Origin of the sequence: Mesorhizobium japonicum MAFF 303099, assembly GCF_000009625.1 — a bacterium.
GTDB classification, from domain to species: Bacteria; Pseudomonadota; Alphaproteobacteria; order Rhizobiales; family Rhizobiaceae; genus Mesorhizobium; species Mesorhizobium japonicum.
Genome location: NC_002678.2, coordinates 3698498 through 3716571, shown reverse-complemented (window position 1 = coordinate 3716571; position 18074 = coordinate 3698498). Strand labels below are relative to the sequence as shown.

Below are 18074 nucleotides of genomic sequence, written 5' to 3'. Positions count from 1 at the left end.
TCTGGGGTTTAGGCTGCTTTCAGATCCTCGGCCGGCGACTGGTCGTCGTTTGCTTGGCGGGTTTCATCCAACCAGTCAGCGTAAGTTTCGCCTGGAGGGCCGCAATAGTCGGCCATTTCCGGAAAGCCATCGGAAATATCTTGTGTCCCGTGGCTTGTCGCTTCTTTAGCGTTGGAAAGCTTTGTTTTGTGGAGGGTCTTGATTTCTATGTCCCCCTCCGATGCGTGGCGTATGGCGTCGCCGAGTTCGTTCCCCAACGCGAGTAGCGTCCCTTCTGCCCGATGGACCTGCCGAAACAGCGTTTTGGCGTGCGCGAAGTCGATCACAAAACCATGGTAGGGATAGTCCTGAGCCAAACTGACTACGGTATCTTCGTCTGCATTGCCCGATATCGACGCGAGCTGATTTCCATATTTAATCCCCTGTTCCACGTCACGCTTCTCGCGACCGAGCACAGCGGGATCTATTCTGGCAACCAACGGTGACATGATGTTGGTAGCCATTGCTCCGCATATCTCCGCTGCGAGCTTGAAGCTGATACTGCCCTGACTAAGCGTGGCGAGACTGACGACAGAGTCGTTGAAGAAGCGGAACGAAGTTTCCATGATGGTTTCGAGGGAGGTTCGCGTGGACAAGCTCGAATCCAATACTCCGAGTTCATCTCGTTGTAGGCCCTGAGCGTCTATCGGTCCAAGTTCCGCAAACGGAGACATCCATAACCGGTTAGCGCCAAGAGCTAGAATTGTCCCAGCACTTTTGCAGTGTGCAGGAACAAAGATATCGAAACTGTCGTAGAACGTTTGGAAGAGCCTGGCCATTTTGAAAGCTGCGGAGCCAGAGCCGCCGGTAGTGATCAGAATTAGAATGGCTTTTTCTGATCTTCGGGCAAATAACACTTCGTTGCGAAGCGCTTCGTACCCTCTTTCGTCGATCCGTCCAGCGTATACATATAGGTCGCTGGAGTGTTCCTTTGCGGCCCTAAGGCCAAGTTTACCGAGTTGTGATTTTGCGGGTATCGTTCCTGTCATGCGCAAATGGACCCTCCGTTGGGCGCCGGCAGAGGTTTCCCTGTCAGCGTTGCGGCTAAATGGGTGCGACAAAATTGCAGCGCAAGTACCCTTGAAAAATAAAATTGAAATCAGGTTTTGCATGTCTGCGCTGAAGACCGGTCGAGGCTTCTGGGATCAGTCGAATCAGCCCATGCAGCAACCGGCCGCACATCCGCTCGGTTGAAAACCTACGGCCGCCTCTATCGTATAGATGCTGCAGTGCACAATTGCATGTTGCGGCTGCGAAGCACCTAGTTTAGACTGAGCTTGTTTAGTCCTTACTTTTGGACTGTGCTGGAGCGGTTGATGGCGACTCGTGAGACTTGGCTTGATGCTGCCAAAGGCGTTGGCATTCTGCTTGTGGTAGCGGCGCACATCGCCGGCGCGGGTACTGATCCATGGGATCCTTTTTTCGCAAACGCGGTTTTCCTTTTTCATATGCCGCTGTTCTTCGTCATCTCCGGCTACGTTTATAAACCTGCTGAGCGTGCCCAGCTGTTCTGGAAGAAAGTCGCCAGCCTAGCTGTGCCATACGTGGCGTTTTTGTTGGTTTTGACGCTGGCGGTTATATCGAGGCGGACTCTGCTCCGCGATTTCCCAGCTCGTTGGGAGCTTGGTGAGATGGCTGTCAACGACCTCTTGGGCGGTATGCGCCTTTGGCGTGATTTTGGCGTGTTCTGGTTTGTGACCTGCCTCTTCTTCACCCAGCTCATTTACAACGAGATTGCGAATTGGACGAAAAGTCCTGGTAGCCCCCGAATGCTAGGGTTTGTCGCTTTCTTCGTGCTTCTAGGCTATGCGATCCAGTTCGAGTGGCAAATGAACAGTTCACCTTGGGCGGTCGCCGCAGTGCCAATCGCGTTGTGCTGCTACTGGTTTGGACACCTGCTTAGGACGTACCAATTTCGCCCGGGAACTCTGTGGAGTTTCGTTGCGGCTGTTTGCGCCCTCGCGGTCGCGGAAGCAGCTAGCGGTGCCGAAATCCAGTTTAACATGAAATATTCAATTTTTGGTCCGCCCGTGCTCGGACTTCTGATCGCGCTAGCGTTGTCACTGGCTCTTCTAATGTTGGTACGGAAAGCAGCGGCGGTTGAGAAATTGGCCGTGCCGGTGGCGAAGCTGGGAGAGGCATCGTTGGTGATCATGTTTTTGCATCAATTCTTCCAGTTTTCCCTTCGTGATTTCGGGGTCTCCAATGAAGCTGTTATCATGGCTTTCGCAGTCTCCGGGCCATTTGCGATCTACCTTTTGTTGAGGAGATCCACATTGCTCTCGCCGTGGTTCTTGGGGACAGGCGCCGGTGCGCCAGGTCATGCGATTGCTTGGTTTCGCAACGGAGTTGGTTGGAGGGTTGCAAAGTATCAAGACCAGCTCATTGGGTTTGCGAAACCATATGCTGCGCAAGTCCTAATTGCCTTGAGGTGGCCGCTTAGAGGAAAGGGCCGGCCGCATGGCTTGCCTGGGGAGTTGATTGTCTCCTTAACGTCTTATCCTAAACGGTTCCCAACCCTTCATTTGACGTTGCGCTGCCTTCTATCGCAGACGATTGCCCCGAACCGAGTAATTCTGTGGCTCACTGCAGAGGATGCGGCACAGTTGCCTGCCTCGGTCACGGACCTTAAATGCCACGGGCTTGAGATCCGTTTTTGTAAGGACATTCGCTCCTACAAGAAGATCATTCCGACGCTGCTTGCCTTTCCATCAGCGTACATCGTCACTGAGACGATGATGTCTATTACTCGCGGCGGTGGCTGGAACAGCTTGTCGATCGAGCGGGTGAAAAAACCGTCGTTTGTCATCGAGGCCACTCGGTTGCATTCGATGATGCGGGGCGAATTGAGCCTTACAGCAAATGGTCATTTGATGTCACCGAAACCGTGGGAATGCTTTTTCCCACCGGTGTGGGTGGAGTGCTCTATGGCCCCAAATCGCTCTCGCCAGAAACAGTGGATGAGGACAAGTTCACCAACCTCTGTCCCCAAGGCGATGATATCTGGTTGTTCTGGATGGGCCGGCGCGTGGGCAGCACCTACATAAAAACACGACACCGCTGGGTTGAACTACCGTGGAGGGGCTCGCAGGCATCTGCACTGCATTTAAGCAACGTCGGCGCCGGTAGGAACGACGAACAGATCGGCAAAGTCACAAGCCACTATGGCCTCCCTGCCGCCAGAGGACTTTCGCCAGATCAGCTGAGGCGCTTCAGCGCCGAAGAAATGGTTGCAAGGATCCAAGAAGCAATCGACATCAAAGGCGTCCTCACAGGCGACGAGAGCCGGCTCGTGTGGACTCAAGACAGTGCCGGTGACCACCGATAGAACCTGCCCTGCCCAAACAGAGGCTGTTGCGCCGATCAGACGGGAAATAGACCACACTGGGACACACACGCCGGGTTGACTGCGAACTCCTTGGACGCCAGAAATCCGAGCAGGGTGGCACCAGGATGATTGGAAGTTCCGCGTTTTGCGGTCTCGCCGGATCCAACCCGTAGTTATTCTGCCGTCAGGCTCTCAGCACCATGCCTGCACCCTGTCTCAGTTCAGCGATTTTTCGACCTGAAACGGCAGCACCCTGAAGTCATCAGCGACTTTCAATTGGTGATTATTGTGCACCATGACTTTCGCCATGTACGACGATGAAGGTACCTGCTTGCCACATGTAAATGGATCGTCGCACCAATAGCGAACAGCTGTTTTCTTTCGGACGGTTTCCCCGCTATCAACGGATATGAGTGAGGATATGGCTCCATCCTGCCCGTTCCTGACATCTTGCCATTGACGGCTGAAAACGAGTCGCCTTTAGTTTCCGTTGGGTCAGCACCTGCTGATTCTCGATACGACAAAGCCGGGGCGGCAACCCCGGCTCCGTGTCGAAAACCGCAAGACCTTTGATCGGGTTGCGGCAGATCGGCAACACAGGGGCAAAATGCCCCCCCATCGATTCGCTGTCAACCCGGTCGAAGGTTCCAGACAAGGAACTTTTGAAATGGCAAATTTCGTTATTACCTACGATCTCAATGGACCTCGCCCGTCTCATAAGGAGATGGACGACTTCCTGAAGGCGACGGTGGCAAACCGGGGCCGAATCCTCGAAACAGCATGGTGGGTTGACTATCCGGGTACGGCTGCGCAGCTCCGTGATCGGGTGAAAACCATTCTCGGTCAAGAGGACCTTCTATTGGTGATAGAAGCCAAGAGCGCGGCATGGACAAGCCTCCTTGTAGATGAAAAATCTCTGATCGCAGCATGGAAGACTGCGGCCTAACAACCTGACAACGGGCGGCGACTGTTTGAGTTGCCGCCTGCCATTTCCCTATCTGGCACCCCTAGGGCGTTTCATAACCCTGCCTTGTACCCAAACGAATGATCTCAATGCCCGGGTCCGATGTACTGAATCGGCAGCACCCTGAAGTCGTCAGCGACTTTCAATTCGTGATTATTGTGCACCATGAATTTTGCCATGTACGACGATGCACGACTGTCACCCGTCGAATTTCGATGGTCATGATCGATCTGCTTGATATCTAATTCTCGAATCGAGAACCGTTCCTTGATGGATAAGAGTCGTGTTTCGTCGGCTAATGACTTTTGAAATCCATCTCTAGTTTGATCGGTGAAAATCCAGATCGAGTGGATATGAGCGTTCTCCAGCTCTCCCATCGATCTCCAGTATCTCGATCCATTCACGTCCAGACAACCGATCGCGAGAGGTTTTAGGTCGTGGAATGAAGGTCGATGGTAGTTCCTTCCGATCAGTTGACGGCAGATCACGTTGTACAGGTCGGTGAACGTATCCATCTCCGTTTTTGCAACTGGGCCGTCGATCAGGGCGGAACTTTCTAGCCGCTGTTTGCGACTGCTGTGATTGAATGAGATCGTGATGAAAAACCCGTTTCGTTGTTTGAAAAATGAGGGTGGTTCGAATCTGCCTTTGTGAGCTTCGATGAACTGCTCGATCCTGTCATCGAACCAGGATGCATATTGAGATGAGATGGAGGGTGAAGAGGTGTGTGGGTGGCTTTGCAGCATGTGAGTTGGTCTTTTCCATAGGGGTATAAACCCATCGAATCCGATAGGGCGATTGCGCGTAGGTGTTTGAAATCGTGCGAGGATAGCCGTCGGCACGGCTCAAACACCGATTTTTGGAACTGAGATAAGGGGGAAAGGCAGGTTCTGTGGGGATGTTGGTTCTTAGGTACTGTTCTATTTATGGAGAGGTAGGCGGGTTAGCTGGAAAGTTCTGCTGTGCCGCATGAGCCTTTTCACGGCAGCTGGGCCACTAGATATTTGTCAGCATTGTTCTCTCGATGCTGCACGCTACGGACTGTTTCTGTTGACACTCGGAATCGAAAAGTGATCATGCTGAGCGGGGCGTGCTTTGGGGGGTTGGATGGGCTGGCAACGGGAAAACATTCCCGATCTGAAGTTTGACCGCCGTTGGAAATGGCTTCTGGCCCCCGGCCTCTTTTTTCAATGGTTCATCTACATGTTCCCTTCCGGCAATCACGGGTCGATAGTCCGCGCGACGCGGCATGCCCGAAGCCCGGTGATGACCTATATATTCAGCGCCGCGTTCTACTTGTTCGCCGCTGGTTACATCATTATTCTGCTTGCTGGCCGATAGATGGCTAGGAGAAGAAGGAAGGCCGACGGAGGTGGAGCTGTCACCTTTGTTTTAGTGGCGATTTTCTCGGCTTTTGGCATCATAATGCACGCTTTGTTCGTGATGATAGCCGCAACGATAACCGTAATATTGTATTCATTCCCGTTCGTTGCATTGGCAATCTACCTATACATCCGGAAGCACAACGTTGCGTATCCAGAAATTCCAAACGCTGCGGATTACGATTCCGTCGAAAGCTCAAAACAGATCAAACGTCTGATCATTGAACGGTCGCGCCTGATCGACGACATCCAAAATAGCTATGCGGTTGGCTCGACGAACGGCCTCTATCTAACAAAAGGAAGCGGTGAAAAGCGGTTTGACACACGGTCGAAACTGGGGCGGGAGCTCAACGGCAAAATCGAGTCGAATGAAGAGCGGGTAATTTCAGCGACTGATTCGATCGTCTCCTTAAGGCGCCAGGTAAGTGAGCAATTCCCATTTTTCCTCTGGCAGGTTGCGTTTGATGAATGGAAGACTTGGCAAGATGCGGGGGCCGCGTTTGCCGAGACGGTCCATATTTTTCTGATCGCCGTTGTTCTTTCCTACGTGATAGTCCTTGTTTGGCCTGACAAGTTCTGGGCGTTGCAGGGGCTGATTGCCTGGCAGCCTTTTCCCGGTATCCTGGTAAGCCCGTTCCTGGTCTCGATACTACTCGCCACGATTGCCTTTCCCCTGCGCTTCAAGATTCATCGACAGACCGTCTCTGAGCGGCTTGATGGAGCGGCGCTTGCTCGGTGGGCCGAACTGTCCCGCAAATGGATTGAACCCGACTTCGAAAATCTGTTCGTTGAGGGATTCGGCGAGGCCTATGCCGCTGAGGAAGGGGCCCATGCTGAGGAAAACGGAAGCGCTGCGGATGAGAGCAGCGACTGGCATGTGGTGTTGAATGTCGTCCCGACGGCTTCGCCAGATGAAATCAAGAGCGCGTATCGAGCTGCTGTGAAAAACTACCACCCCGACCGAGTCTCCGGGTTGGGGACGAAACTCCAAGAACTCGCTGAGCACGAAACGAAGCGTCTCAACGCTGCTTATCAGGCCGCCCGGACGCAGAAGGGCTTCTGATGTTCAAGCCATGGGTTGGAGATGATTGGGGTCACCAAGACAACGCTCTTCAAGGAATCCGTCTGCTGGTGATGGGTGAATCTCATTACTGTGATCCTGCAAAGCCGGAGCTGGTGGGCCGCTGTGAGCCGGACGTGACAAGCTACGTCGTACGCCGGTACGCGATTGAGGAATCTCATCGGTTTTTTACCGGGATCACGCAGGTCATCAGCGGAAAGCCGAAATGGCAGATGTCACGTGACGACGTCGCCGCGATTTGGCACTCGATCGCGTTCTACAACTATGTTCCGCTCTATGTGGGAACGCAGTCGCGCATTCGCCCGGGAGACAAATTCGCACTTGGTCGGGTGCCGTTCGAGATATTGCTTGAACAGCTGCGCCCTCGCGCCATTCTTGTTTGCGGATATGAGCTCTGGTGGTGGGTTTTGAAGGGAATGCCTTGTGGTTTCAATGGCGACCCAGCGAGCGTGCCATTCCAGAAAATAGGGCCAGCAATCGCTGCACGAATGAAACACCCCTCGTCAGCGTACTCCTCGGTTCGTTGGAGACCAACCCTGCTGGAGTTGCTCTCGCGGGCCAGAGCCCTTCAACAGGAGTAGCGCCGCGGGCACCGCTCACGGCTATTCTTTGCCGACGAGATCCGCAGGTACAGCTTCACAATGAAGATCGACAGCCTGGCTCTGGGCAAGGGTGATCTGATCCTGAAACAGATCGCAATGCAGCTGATTGTCGTTGGCCCCGGGCGTATTTGATCCGGAAAAGATCTGGACCAGAACGCTCGGTTTCTGGTCGACAGTATCTGCCAGCTTCTTCGTGGTTACCGGGGCGCCCGTTACATGGACCGTTTGGTCGACGATACCGACAGGAATGGTTTCCACACCTATGTCCAACTGAGCGAAAGGCTTGAGTTTGAGGCGTGCGATCGCTTCCGGGCTCGCATCGCCGTAAAACGTATTGGCAAGGGCGACCTGTCGATGCAGGCTCTTCATTCTCTCGACGGCCTCCGGGCTGAAACTGATTTTCACATCATAGCCGTAGGGCGTGGCAGCTGGTGTCGCGGCGGTGGCCTTGCCAGACTCTGGGCCAAGTTGCACCAAGCTTCCGCCGACAACGGCGGCCAGCGCAACGACTCTGAGACGGTGGAACGGTCTGGTCATATAGGATTTCCTCCTGAAGGTATGAGACGTAAGAGCCGGTGATTTCTCGCGCATCGGTTAGCCCCGACCGAGTGCGCGTATTTCGACCAGATCGCCACCGGGCTCCGCCACGAAAACGGTCAAGTCAGGTCGTTCACGTTGAACGCGTAGCGCCAGATCGCGGCCCTCGGCCTCATGTGCGGCTTCGTGTTCTGGCGTGCAGTGGGGGTCGGTGGGATCGATTTCGTTGAAAAAGGTTTGATAGTCCCAGTTCCAGTCGTTGAGAGCCCGGCAAAGATCCGCCGACAGGTTCAGGTCCTCGGGTGCGATTTCACCATAATTGTCGCGCCACGCGTCAAGGCCGTCGTTCAGCCTCGCCGTCAAAACCAGCCTGTCCGGCTCAATCCCCTCCACGACATCATGATCCAGCGTTGCCAGAGGTTGGTAGCCGTAGCTTGGCACGAGCTTGACCTTCGTCAGTCGCGAGGAGTCGCGGGACACGGCCGTAAAGGCTGCTTGACCAGACGGTTGACCCACAACAGGGGTGGATGGAGACTTTCTGCGAAGGAACAACGATGCCAGATAAAGCACGAACGCACCGAGCAAGCCGGCAACCAGATATGCCGACATGACCCAGAGGCCACTTGTTTCAACCATTTGGCATCATCGACATCTCACCGCGCGATCCGAACGCGTCAGTGGTTGACGACGCTGATGTCCCAAGAGATCCCCGTACAATTCTCTCCGTCCACGCAGAACGCGGTCACCCACAGCTGTCCGCTGCCGAACATGATGCCCTTGCTGCTGACCTTCAGATCCTTGTATTTCTGCTGCTCCACGACCTTGATCACCGCCGGGGTGATGATCTGGTCGTAGACCGCAAGAAGATCCTCGTACGTGGCGAAAATGCGTTCCTTGCCGTCAACGGTGATGCTGATGGGATATTCGTCGAACTCCTGGCCTATTTTTGTCCCATCGGCGATGTTGAGCTGCAGGAATTTGAACGCGGTGAGAAAACCCCCGTGGTCTACTTTCAGGAGACTATCGATGTGGGCATTCACCGCGCCCACGGATTGCGCGTAGGCCGGCTGTGACAATGCCGCGCATACGAAAAAGGCCGCCAGCGGCCTCCAGACTCCAGTTTTCACTATTCCCCCCATGTATTCTTGATCGATGCTACCCAAGCGACTTGTTGTCGATGACGACGACCAAACTGAGGCAGATGCAAGCGAATTAAGCACCCGGCCGTGTCAGTTAGAATTCCCTGTCTCGGCAACGCCCTCCTTGCGGCGGTATGCCCACAGCGCAAGCGCGCCTGGACCTATGTCGTCGGGGTAGTCCCGGCGAACGATATCCTCGCTGACGGTCCAAGGTCCCGGGAAGTCGGCAACCACTTCGGCTCCAACAATCCAGGCATCTTCATAGGCCTCGTCGGCGATCTCACCGTCAAACACAAAGCGAAGCCTGATCTCCGTTCCTTCCCAGCCGCAGGTAACGGCCCGAAGGTTGTGCGGGACGGCACCGAGAAGAGCGCGCTGCACGGAAAGTAGCAGCGTCGCGCGAATGTTCATTCATGAGCGTGTACTAACTTTCAATTGGTGTTCGCTTGCTTCTGTTGCGGCCGCGCGGCCCGAATGGCACGTTCAACGCGGTATCCGCTGAACATCCTGGCAGAGATCGGCGAAAAGGCCCTCGCCCAACCTCCTTATCATTCATAGCCTAAGCCAGGTTTCCACCCACGATGCAGCGGTCCGACGCCTATTACTCGGATGGCAGCTCGAATAGCGTTTGCAGATCAGTGCCACCTTCGCTGACAGCCGGGTTGCCTGCGGCATCCACGGTGACCTCAGCGACGAAGTCCGTTGGGTCTTCATTATTCAGCACGATTCTACGGGAAACGCCGTCGGCAAGAACGACCGAGAAACTGCGGTTATATCGCTTTGCCTCAAGGTTGGTTCGTTCAATCACTTCGAGAATGCGCTGGCGCTCTGTCGGATCGGTCCCTGCCTGATCGAAGAGCGCTTCCGCCTTCTTCAACCGGGGTTTGGAGCCTTCAACATCTAATCGCAGGTCGCTGACGATTTCGCGCAAGCGGCCGGCAAGCATTGTCCTTTGCGCGAACGCGTCGGGACCTTCCGTCACCTGAAGCTGGTCAATCAAACGGTGCAGTTCGTCAGGCGAAATCGACTGCTGTTCGCGGATTGCAGACAGCTGTAGCTCGACTTCGGAGATCTGCACGTCAACTCCAGCTAGATCGCTTTCGCATTCCTTCAGTTTCGCCGACACGAAATCGATTGAAATCGCCTGATTTATAAGAGCGTAGGATCGCTCCCGTTGAACCTCTAACTGATTACGCTTCTCCTTCAGCGAAGTCAGTCGATCGTCCAAGGCGATCGCATCCGATTTCGTGGCCGATGCCGCAAGCATTTCACCTAGATCGATCTCCTTGACGTACAGAAAGAACGATCTTTCAAAATCTTGGTAGCGCCATGGGGTCGATACGCAATCCAGTCCACGTAGTGCCTGACTGCACTTCAGATATGTTCCGCCGCCCGGCCCAAATCCCTTGTTGAGAAAATGCATAGGGGAGCCGCAGTACCCACACTTAGCCAGGTGGGTGAATAGGTTGCGCAGCGCTTCCCCCTTACGCCCTCCGCCCTCTATCCGGCGTTTACCTCTGGCGAATTGCGCTCGTAGAAACAGTTCTTCATCGACGATTTTCGGGTAGTAGCCGGGAATTGGATCCCCAAATGGAATTCGCTTTCCATTCTGTTTGGTGTGAGGCTGAAACTCGCCGAGAACCGCACGGGTCTGAAGAATCTTGGTGACATAGGACTGCACCCAACCGTTCGACCTGCCAAAAGCGTGTGTGCCTAGGTCGTTCAGTCGGCGCGTGATGACGAATGACCCTTGCCCGCTCGCGCTATCCTCGAATATCCGTCTGACGATCTGTGCACGATCCTCCAACACACCAAAGTTTTTCCGGTCGTCAGATAGCTCCAGCCAAGCTGGGCACAGTCCAGTAAGTTTTTTGTCGTCGATAGCCCTTCGCTTAGCGTCCCATGCTGCAGACAACCGCTGGCTTTTGATTTCTGACTCTTCGTTCGCACGTGCCATCATGGCAATCGAGATGATCAACTGCGCGAATTCGGCTTCTCCAGCCTTATAGAGCTGATTGTCTGATAGCGTGACTAGGTTGATCCCGTTCGACGTAATGTCAAAAAACAGAGGGACTGCGGCACTAAGCTTTTGACGTGAAAGGCGGTCGAACGACTCAACCAATAGGTACGAGCCCTTCGGAATTCGTCCGGCCTTCACCGCTTCGAGAAACTTGCCAAGCTCGCCGGTTGAGAGGTTGTCGCCCTTGAACGCAGAGACCCCTATGTCCTCGAGCCTGAAGTCCTCGACTAGCTGAAGATCGTGATCGTCGGCATACTGCTTTGACCGCTCCGTTTGCCTTCGCAAACTGTCGCCTTTCAGCTGGATATCGGTCGACATTCGGACGTAGGAATAGGCGAGCGGCTTTGTCAGGGAAACCTCCGGATCGGAGAATTAATATCCCACAATGACGTTAAGTTTCAACCACCATGTCCTAATTTAATAGGCTCATTATCTTGAGAATGTGCAGTATTAAATATTTTAATACGGCACAATGTCCTGATGGTCGGGCCGCCCGGATCGGGAAAATCGATGCTGGCGCAGCGGCTGCCGTCGATCCTGCCGCCGCTGGCGCCGAAGGAATTGCTCGAAGTCTCGATGATCGCCTCGGTGGCGGGCGAACTCGGCGAAGGCAAGCTGACCGACCGGCGGCCGTTCCGCGCCCCGCACCATTCGGCCTCGATGGCGGCGATGGTCGGCGGCGGGTTGCGCGCGCGACCGGGCGAGGTGTCGCTCGCGCATCACGGCGTGCTGTTCCTCGACGAGTTTCCCGAATTCACGCCGCAGACGCTCGATGCGCTGCGCCAGCCGCTGGAGACGGGCGACTGCATGATCGCGCGCGCCAACCACCGCGTCACCTATCCGGCGCGCATCCAGCTGGTGGCGGCGATGAACCCGTGCCGGTGCGGCATGGCCGGTGAGCCGGGCTATCGCTGCGTGCGCGGCGAGCGCTGCCGCACCGACTACCAGGCACGCATTTCCGGTCCGCTGCTCGACCGCATTGACCTGCGGATCGAAGTGCCGGCGGTCTCGGCCAGCGACCTGATCCGGCCCGACCGGGCGGAGAAGAGTGCTGATGTGGCGCTGCGCGTCGCACGCGCCCGCACCCTGCAGCGCGAGCGTTTTGAACGGCTCGGCGTAACCAGCGCCACCACCAACGCGCACTGCGCGCCGGCTGTCATCGAAAACATCGCGATGCCCGACGCGTCAGGCCTGTCGCTGCTCAAGGACGCCAGCGAAAAGCTCGCTTTCTCGGCGCGGGCCTATCACCGCGTCTTGAAAGTTGCGAGAACACTGGCCGACCTCGAGGCCAGCGAAACCGTCGGCCGCATCCACCTGGCCGAGGCGATTTCCTATCGCATGAGTTCGGAGCGCGTGGCGCAGGCGGCCTAATGCATGTCGCCCAAAAAGTGATCTCGGCTTTGGGAAGACGACATGCATAAAAACGAGGATCTAAAGCGCGTCGCATGAATCCGTTTCGATGTGACGCGCTTTAGTCGAAGGGCATCTGCAGCTACGCCAGGTCCGTTTCTCCGACCGATCCGTCTTTGCCCGGATCAGTCGGTCGCGGGGATCAACTTCTGCAGCGTCGGCGTCAGGATCATGCCGAAGGTCAAGACATCGCCATAGGCTCGCGCGGAAAGCATCGCGCCATGCACGGTCGCCATGAAAGCCTCGGCCTCAATGCGTGGTGATGCGGAAATTACCAGCGTGCCTTTTTCGGCGCCGCGCTCGATGACGCCAGTCAGCCATCCCGAGAGAAACTGGAAATACGCCCGGACTTCCACGGCAAGCTGCGGCGGAAGGGCCGGCAGCTCGCTGGCAAGCAGCGCGCAGACGCAGAACGGCATGCTCGCATCCTCGATGCATCGGGCCCAGATGCCGGCATAGGTGCGAAGCAACTCCGGCGGCCCGGGGACATCGCGCTCGAGCCCTGCCAAGCCGATGACGGCATCCTCGAGGTAGCGCTTGAGAAGGGTCTGCACCAGGTCGACCTTGCTGGGGAAATGGTGATGGATGCTGGCTTTGCGGATGCCAACCACCTCGGCGATATCGGCGTAGCTGAAGCCATTGTAGCCGCCGGCGACGATGAAGGTTCGCGCGGCGGCCAGGATCTCATCGGCGGTGTTCGAAGGCTTGCTCATGACTTGCTCCGGCGGAGGGCTCCTCTGTCCTTAGCGGGTCACCGTTTCCACGCAAACGTTGACCCGCTCCAACTCTTTGTTTTGATGCAATTCCGGACGGAGGCTACTGCGAAGTCGCCGAGCCCAACCGTTCATATTTTCCCCAGCGTTGCCCTAGCTTGCGACCCGTGGTGACTTGCGAAGGATGTCGCTGACCGATAGCCATAAAGCGGACACGAGGAAGTAGAAGGCGCCGAACGCGGCATAGGGCGCGACATTGGCGATGCCAATGTTCTCGGTGCCGCCGGCCATCTTGACGAAGAAGAGACCTGCCAGCGCCGATTGGGCGCCGCTCAGGATCATCGGCCATTGCGCACCGTTGGTTTTCCAGCGCCGCGCCGCGGTGAGGAGCTGAAACACGCCGGAGACAACGGCCCAGACGCCGTAGACCGAGAGCACCGCGTTCATGCTGTGACCAAGCGCGATGGCGACCGCGATCGTGGCGGCGATGCTGACGGCGAAGTTCAGCAATTGCGACTTGTTGCGGCCGAGCCCGCCGGTACGCCGGGCGTCGATGTAATTCGCGAGCGCGTCCCATGCAGGGTAGGCAACCAGCATGGCGGCAGCGAGCGGCGGGCTGCTTTTCGCGACGGTGAAAGCCGCCGCCACCCAGGCGGCCGATACGGCAAACCGCAGGTAATAATAGCTTTTGAGCCAACCGTTTGATGACGGGCTCTGATCATTCATTTGTCCGGGCATGATGGGGACCTCTCGTTTCAACTTCCTACCAACTAGTAGGTAGCTACTCGACCGTCAAGGCGCCTAAGACCGATTGCCGGTCACCTTGACATTCCATTTACGTGATCGGGGCTGGCTTGTGCGTGCGCAGGCGCCAAGACAAAAGGTGACTGCTTTCCACGGGTTTTCGGTCTGCCTTGAGCGGCGCCTTCACGCGGGCGCGGCCTTTGCAGGCCTCTCCCGGCGCGGCTAGACAGACAATGCTGGTACCACTCCTGATCATGTTCCGCGAGGGCCTCGAGGAGGTAGCGTCCAGCAAGATTTCGGGCGAGGAAGACCGCCGTGGGCACGCTGGGCTGAATTGAGATTGCTGCCTGCGTGGCGAGCTATGCCATACCTACTGACAGACGGCCTCGACTAGCGACTTGGTGCGTCATCATCGCTCACTTCCGCCCTCGCGGCCTACGACCCACTGAAATTTAATTCGAGCAAATCACTCTAAATACATCGTAATTACAGGGGGACCCCGACTCACTATTTACGTCAATCGTTGAAAAACCGTGCTGCTTTTTTGTTCCATCAGGCAACGTTTCTGTACATATTTTGGCCGCTACCTCGTCCCTCGTAAGGCCGCAAGTATAGAAGCCGTCCAATTGTGGAGGGGACGGGCAATTTTTTCTATACTTTCCGATGCAGATTACATGGTCATCACCTCTGGCGTCGCTGCAACCGAATGGCATCAGCAGCGACACCACCAAAAACAACGGTATCGACGGCGTAGAGTACCGGTTATCCACCCTTTGAGCCCCCAAACAAATCTTAAACAGTTTACAATCTGGAGGCTGTTGTGGCAATAGAAGTGGGATGTGAACCCACAGTTCGGCCTCGGTCTTGCGCCATGCCAGTTGGTGACTTCCCCAGACAAACACTGACAAAGCCTTGTGCCACTTGTGGCGCGACAATGCCCAAAGTAGCAATAAAATGCACCAAATGTGACACCTATCAGAACTGGTACGATCGGGTCTCTGTCAGCTCAACTGTTTTGGCTCTTTTGATATCGCTTATTACCGTAACTGGGTCTGTCGTCCCGGGTCTTTGGCGCTGGTGGGAATCAGGCAACGCTCGGCTGGACGTTGCATTTGCTAGAGACGACGATCAAGGGGGGCTTTTCCTGACAGCGACCAACCTTGGCGATAGGACTGGCACGATAACAGGAGTTAAGATCAAGTTTCGTATCAAGGACAGAGATTTCTCGTATGATGGCTCGCTGGCGGATGGCTATGACCCTATGATTGAAGCTGATCATACGGGAAATCTCAGGTATAAAATCGACGTCCGCGATGATTTGCGGAGTTATCATGTTACGGATGTGACCGGTCTTTGTGAATTAATTATAGATGTTAGTGATAACGTCGAACCAAAGCCCCAGCCTATAAAAAAAGATTGCAAGGATTTTCGCCCCCTAGATTTTCTGAGGTAGCGACCATGCTTCGCCAAGCGACAATTTTGACAGTGGTTGTGGCGGCTTTTTTCACGGCGCCGCTGTGCTTACCTGCCTGGGCACAAACAGTAAGGCTTTGTATAGGCCAATATGAGAGCGAGTGCCGAGAGCACGATCTATTCGCCGGGTGCGGGGCGACTCCGAAACAATTCGCAAATACTATCTGCTCTCGCGTTGATCGTCCCGAGCCAATCGAAGGCCAAGATTATATTATAATACGCAACAGTTCTAGCGCTGGGAACCGGTGCGGCTATGAGCTTTTTGTAGTTATTTGTAAACCAAAGTAGGCCTACTCCATCCACGGATATTTGTCAGCGATCAACTATCAACAGCTATTTCGCATCGTTAAGGAAATTCTCCTTTCTGCGGTTCGACGCGGCAGATGCTTAGCTGGCTACCCGATCTCCTATCTCTGCGCCTTCAGCTCCAGCCGCCGCGCGTGCAGCACCGGCTCCGTATAGCCGTTGGGCTGGCTGGTTCCCTTGAACACCAGGTCGCAGGCGGCCTGGAAGGCGATGGATTTGTCGAAATCCGGCGCCATCGGCCGGTAGAGCGGATCGCCGACATTCTGGCGGTCGACGATTGCCGCCATGCGCTGCAGGGAATCGCGCACCTGGATCTCCGAACACACTTTGTGGCGAAGCCAGTTGGCGATGTGCTGCGAGGAGATGCGCAGCGTGGCGCGGTCTTCCATCAGGCCGACATCGTTGATGTCGGGCACTTTCGAGCAGCCGACGCCCTGGTCGATCCAGCGCACGACATAGCCGAGAATGCCTTGCGCGTTGTTGTCGAGTTCGCGTTGGATCTCGTCGGGCGTCCAGTTCGGCCGCACGGCGACCGGCACCGACAAGATGTCGTCGAGTTTCGCCTTCGGCCGGCTCTTCAGCGCCGCCTGCACGGCATGCACGTCGACCTTGTGATAGTGCGTGGCGTGCAGCGTCGCCGCCGTCGGCGACGGCACCCAGGCGGTGTTGGCGCCGGCCTTGGGGTGGGCGATCTTCTGTTCCAGCATCGCCGCCATCAGATCCGGCATCGCCCACATGCCCTTGCCGATCTGGGCGTGGCCGGCCAGCCCGCATTCAAGCCCGGTGTCGACATTCCACGCCTCATAGGCGGAAATCCAGGCGGCCTGCTTCATGTCGCCCTTGCGGATCATCGGGCCGGCTTCCATCGAGGTGTGGATCTCGTCGCCGGTGCGGTCGAGGAAGCCGGTGTTGATGAACACCACGCGCTCGCGCGCGGCACGGATCGCTTCCTTGAGGTTGACGGTGGTGCGCCGCTCCTCGTCCATGATGCCCATCTTGATGGTATTCCTGGGCATCCCGAGCAGCGCCTCGACGCGGTCGAAGATCTCGACGGCGAAGGCGACTTCCTCCGGCCCGTGCATCTTGGGCTTCACCACATACATCGAGCCGGCGCGGGAATTGGCGCGGCGGCCCTCCGGCCCGACATCGTGCAGCGCGATCAGCGCCGTCAGCGCGGCATCCATGATGCCTTCCGGCACTTCGTTGCCGTCGCGGTCCAGGATTGCCGGATTGGTCATCAGGTGGCCGACATTCCTGACCAGCATCAGCGAGCGGCCGGGAACGGTGATCTGGCCGCCGGCGGGCGCCGTGTAGGCGCGGTCGGCGTTGAGCTTGCGGACGAAACTCCGGCCAGCCTTGGAGATCTCTTCGGCGAGGTCGCCTTTCATCAGGCCGAGCCAGTTGCGGTAGACGACGACCTTGTCCTGCGCATCCACCGCCGCGACCGAATCCTCGCAGTCCTGGATGGTGGTCAGCGCCGATTCCAGGATGACGTCGGCAATGCCGGCGGGGTCGGTGCGGCCGATCTGGTTGTTGCGGTCGACGACGATCTCGATGTGCAACCCGTTCTTCACCAGCAGCACGGCATCGGGGTTGGCGGCATCGCCGCGATAGCCGGCGAATTGCCTGGGGTCGGCCAGCGTGGTGCCGCCGGCGCCGGCGCCAAGCTTCAGCGCGCCATGCGCCACTGACAGGCCGTTCACCCCAGCCCATTTGCCCGAGGTGAGCGGCACCGACTGGTCGAGAAAATCCTTGGCCCAGGCGATGACCTTGGCGCCGCGCGCCGGGTTGAAGCCCTTGCCCTTTTCCGCGCCGCCGGTCTCGGGAATGGCATCGGTGCCATAGAGGGCGTCGTAGAGCGAGCCCCAGCGCGCATTGGCGGCATTGAGCGCATAGCGCGCATTCATCACCGGCACGACGAGCTGCGGCCCGGCAACGACGGCGATTTCGGGATCGACATTGTCCGTCGACACGCTGAAGGCCGGCCCTTCGGGAACGAGATAGCCGATCTCTTTCAGGAAGCTCTTGTAGACCTCCATGTCGACCGGCGCGCCATTGTCGCGATACCAGCCGTCGAGCCTTTCCTGCATGGCGTCACGTTTTTTGAGCAGCGCCCGGTTCTTCGGCGCGAGATCGTGGACGATGGCCGAAAAACCGCTCCAGAACGCATCGGCGGCGATGCCGGTGCCGGGCAAGGCCTCGCCAGCCACAAAATCATGCAGCTCGCCGGCAATCCGCAATCCGGCGATCTCGATGCGATCGGTCATCAGGCTACTCCAGATGAAAAGCTTTGCGGGGCGTTTGGCATGTTGAGGTTGCAGGGTCAATTCAGCTTA

The 18074-nt window shown here is 56.6% G+C and carries 16 protein-coding genes and 1 pseudogene; 7 read left to right on the top strand and 10 right to left on the bottom strand.

The features are described 5' to 3' along the window. Nucleotides 1-8: 8 nt before the first annotated feature. Nucleotides 9-1151, bottom strand: a complete 1143-nt coding sequence (locus MAFF_RS19270) for an SDH family Clp fold serine proteinase (protein WP_010912622.1) — start codon at nt 1149-1151, stop codon at nt 9-11. 204 nt (nt 1152-1355) lie between these two features. Here MAFF_RS19270 and MAFF_RS19265 point away from each other — a divergent pair, with 204 nt between their 5' ends. Together MAFF_RS19265 and MAFF_RS19255 are read left to right on the top strand one after the other, a co-directional pair. Next, complete coding sequence (locus MAFF_RS19265; protein WP_010912621.1) at nt 1356-3086, top strand: acyltransferase family protein; 1731 nt, start codon at nt 1356-1358, stop codon at nt 3084-3086. A gap of 948 nt (nt 3087-4034) precedes the next feature. Continuing rightward, nucleotides 4035-4313 (top strand): hypothetical protein, encoded by a 279-nt coding sequence (locus MAFF_RS19255; RefSeq protein WP_044548584.1) that lies wholly within the window; start codon nt 4035-4037, stop codon nt 4311-4313. A gap of 104 nt (nt 4314-4417) precedes the next feature. Here MAFF_RS19255 and MAFF_RS19250 read toward each other — a convergent pair whose 3' ends face one another. Next, on the bottom strand, nt 4418-5077 hold the full coding sequence (locus tag MAFF_RS19250) for a hypothetical protein (RefSeq protein ID WP_044548582.1): 660 nt from the start codon (nt 5075-5077) through the stop codon (nt 4418-4420). Nucleotides 5078-5438: 361 nt separating this feature from the next. On the opposite strand from MAFF_RS19250, the gene MAFF_RS19245 reads away from it, so the two are divergent. The 3 genes from MAFF_RS19245 to MAFF_RS19235 are packed head-to-tail and all read left to right on the top strand — an operon-like array spanning nt 5439 to nt 7375. After that, entirely contained in the window at nt 5439-5672 is a 234-nt protein-coding gene (locus MAFF_RS19245) for a hypothetical protein (RefSeq protein ID WP_010912620.1), read from the top strand. Continuing rightward, nucleotides 5673-6776, top strand: coding sequence for a J domain-containing protein (locus MAFF_RS19240; RefSeq protein ID WP_044548580.1), 1104 nt, complete (start codon nt 5673-5675; stop codon nt 6774-6776). Continuing rightward, entirely contained in the window at nt 6776-7375 is a 600-nt protein-coding gene (locus MAFF_RS19235; RefSeq protein ID WP_010912618.1) for a hypothetical protein, read from the top strand. The genes MAFF_RS19240 and MAFF_RS19235 overlap by 1 nt, the downstream gene beginning before the upstream one ends. Nucleotides 7376-7396: 21 nt before the next feature. Here the strand turns inward: MAFF_RS19235 and MAFF_RS19230 are convergent, their stop codons facing one another. From MAFF_RS19230 to MAFF_RS36660, 5 genes are all read right to left on the bottom strand, one after another. After that, the gene (locus MAFF_RS19230; RefSeq protein ID WP_044548578.1) at nt 7397-7933 is read right to left on the bottom strand and encodes a hypothetical protein; all 537 of its coding nucleotides are present in this window, start codon (nt 7931-7933) and stop codon (nt 7397-7399) included. A gap of 57 nt (nt 7934-7990) precedes the next feature. Then, nucleotides 7991-8569 (bottom strand): hypothetical protein, encoded by a 579-nt coding sequence (locus MAFF_RS19225; protein ID WP_010912616.1) that lies wholly within the window; start codon nt 8567-8569, stop codon nt 7991-7993. 38 nt (nt 8570-8607) lie between these two features. Further along, nucleotides 8608-9060: a hypothetical protein gene (locus MAFF_RS36665; protein ID WP_157866016.1), complete on the bottom strand. Its 453-nt coding sequence runs from the start codon at nt 9058-9060 to the stop codon at nt 8608-8610. 102 nt (nt 9061-9162) lie between these two features. Beyond that, nucleotides 9163-9483: a hypothetical protein gene (locus tag MAFF_RS19215; protein ID WP_010912614.1), complete on the bottom strand. Its 321-nt coding sequence runs from the start codon at nt 9481-9483 to the stop codon at nt 9163-9165. 190 nt (nt 9484-9673) lie between these two features. Further along, the gene (locus MAFF_RS36660; RefSeq protein WP_280113152.1) at nt 9674-11443 is read right to left on the bottom strand and encodes a recombinase family protein; all 1770 of its coding nucleotides are present in this window, start codon (nt 11441-11443) and stop codon (nt 9674-9676) included. 117 nt (nt 11444-11560) lie between these two features. Here MAFF_RS36660 and MAFF_RS19205 point away from each other — a divergent pair. Further along, nucleotides 11561-12463: pseudogene (locus MAFF_RS19205) on the top strand (YifB family Mg chelatase-like AAA ATPase); the annotation flags it as partial. A gap of 164 nt (nt 12464-12627) precedes the next feature. On the opposite strand, the gene MAFF_RS19200 reads toward MAFF_RS19205, so the two are convergent. After that, entirely contained in the window at nt 12628-13215 is a 588-nt protein-coding gene (locus MAFF_RS19200) for a TetR/AcrR family transcriptional regulator (protein WP_010912611.1), read from the bottom strand. A gap of 153 nt (nt 13216-13368) precedes the next feature. Further along, nucleotides 13369-13953 (bottom strand): DUF308 domain-containing protein, encoded by a 585-nt coding sequence (locus MAFF_RS19195; RefSeq protein ID WP_010912610.1) that lies wholly within the window; start codon nt 13951-13953, stop codon nt 13369-13371. 940 nt (nt 13954-14893) lie between these two features. Here MAFF_RS19195 and MAFF_RS39155 point away from each other — a divergent pair. Continuing rightward, the gene (locus MAFF_RS39155; RefSeq protein WP_129468781.1) at nt 14894-15412 is read left to right on the top strand and encodes a hypothetical protein; all 519 of its coding nucleotides are present in this window, start codon (nt 14894-14896) and stop codon (nt 15410-15412) included. A 427-nt stretch (nt 15413-15839) separates the two neighbouring features. Here MAFF_RS39155 and MAFF_RS19185 read toward each other — a convergent pair whose 3' ends face one another. Then, nucleotides 15840-18005, bottom strand: a complete 2166-nt coding sequence (locus MAFF_RS19185; RefSeq protein ID WP_010912609.1) for a malate synthase G — start codon at nt 18003-18005, stop codon at nt 15840-15842. Nucleotides 18006-18074: the final 69 nt, after the last annotated feature.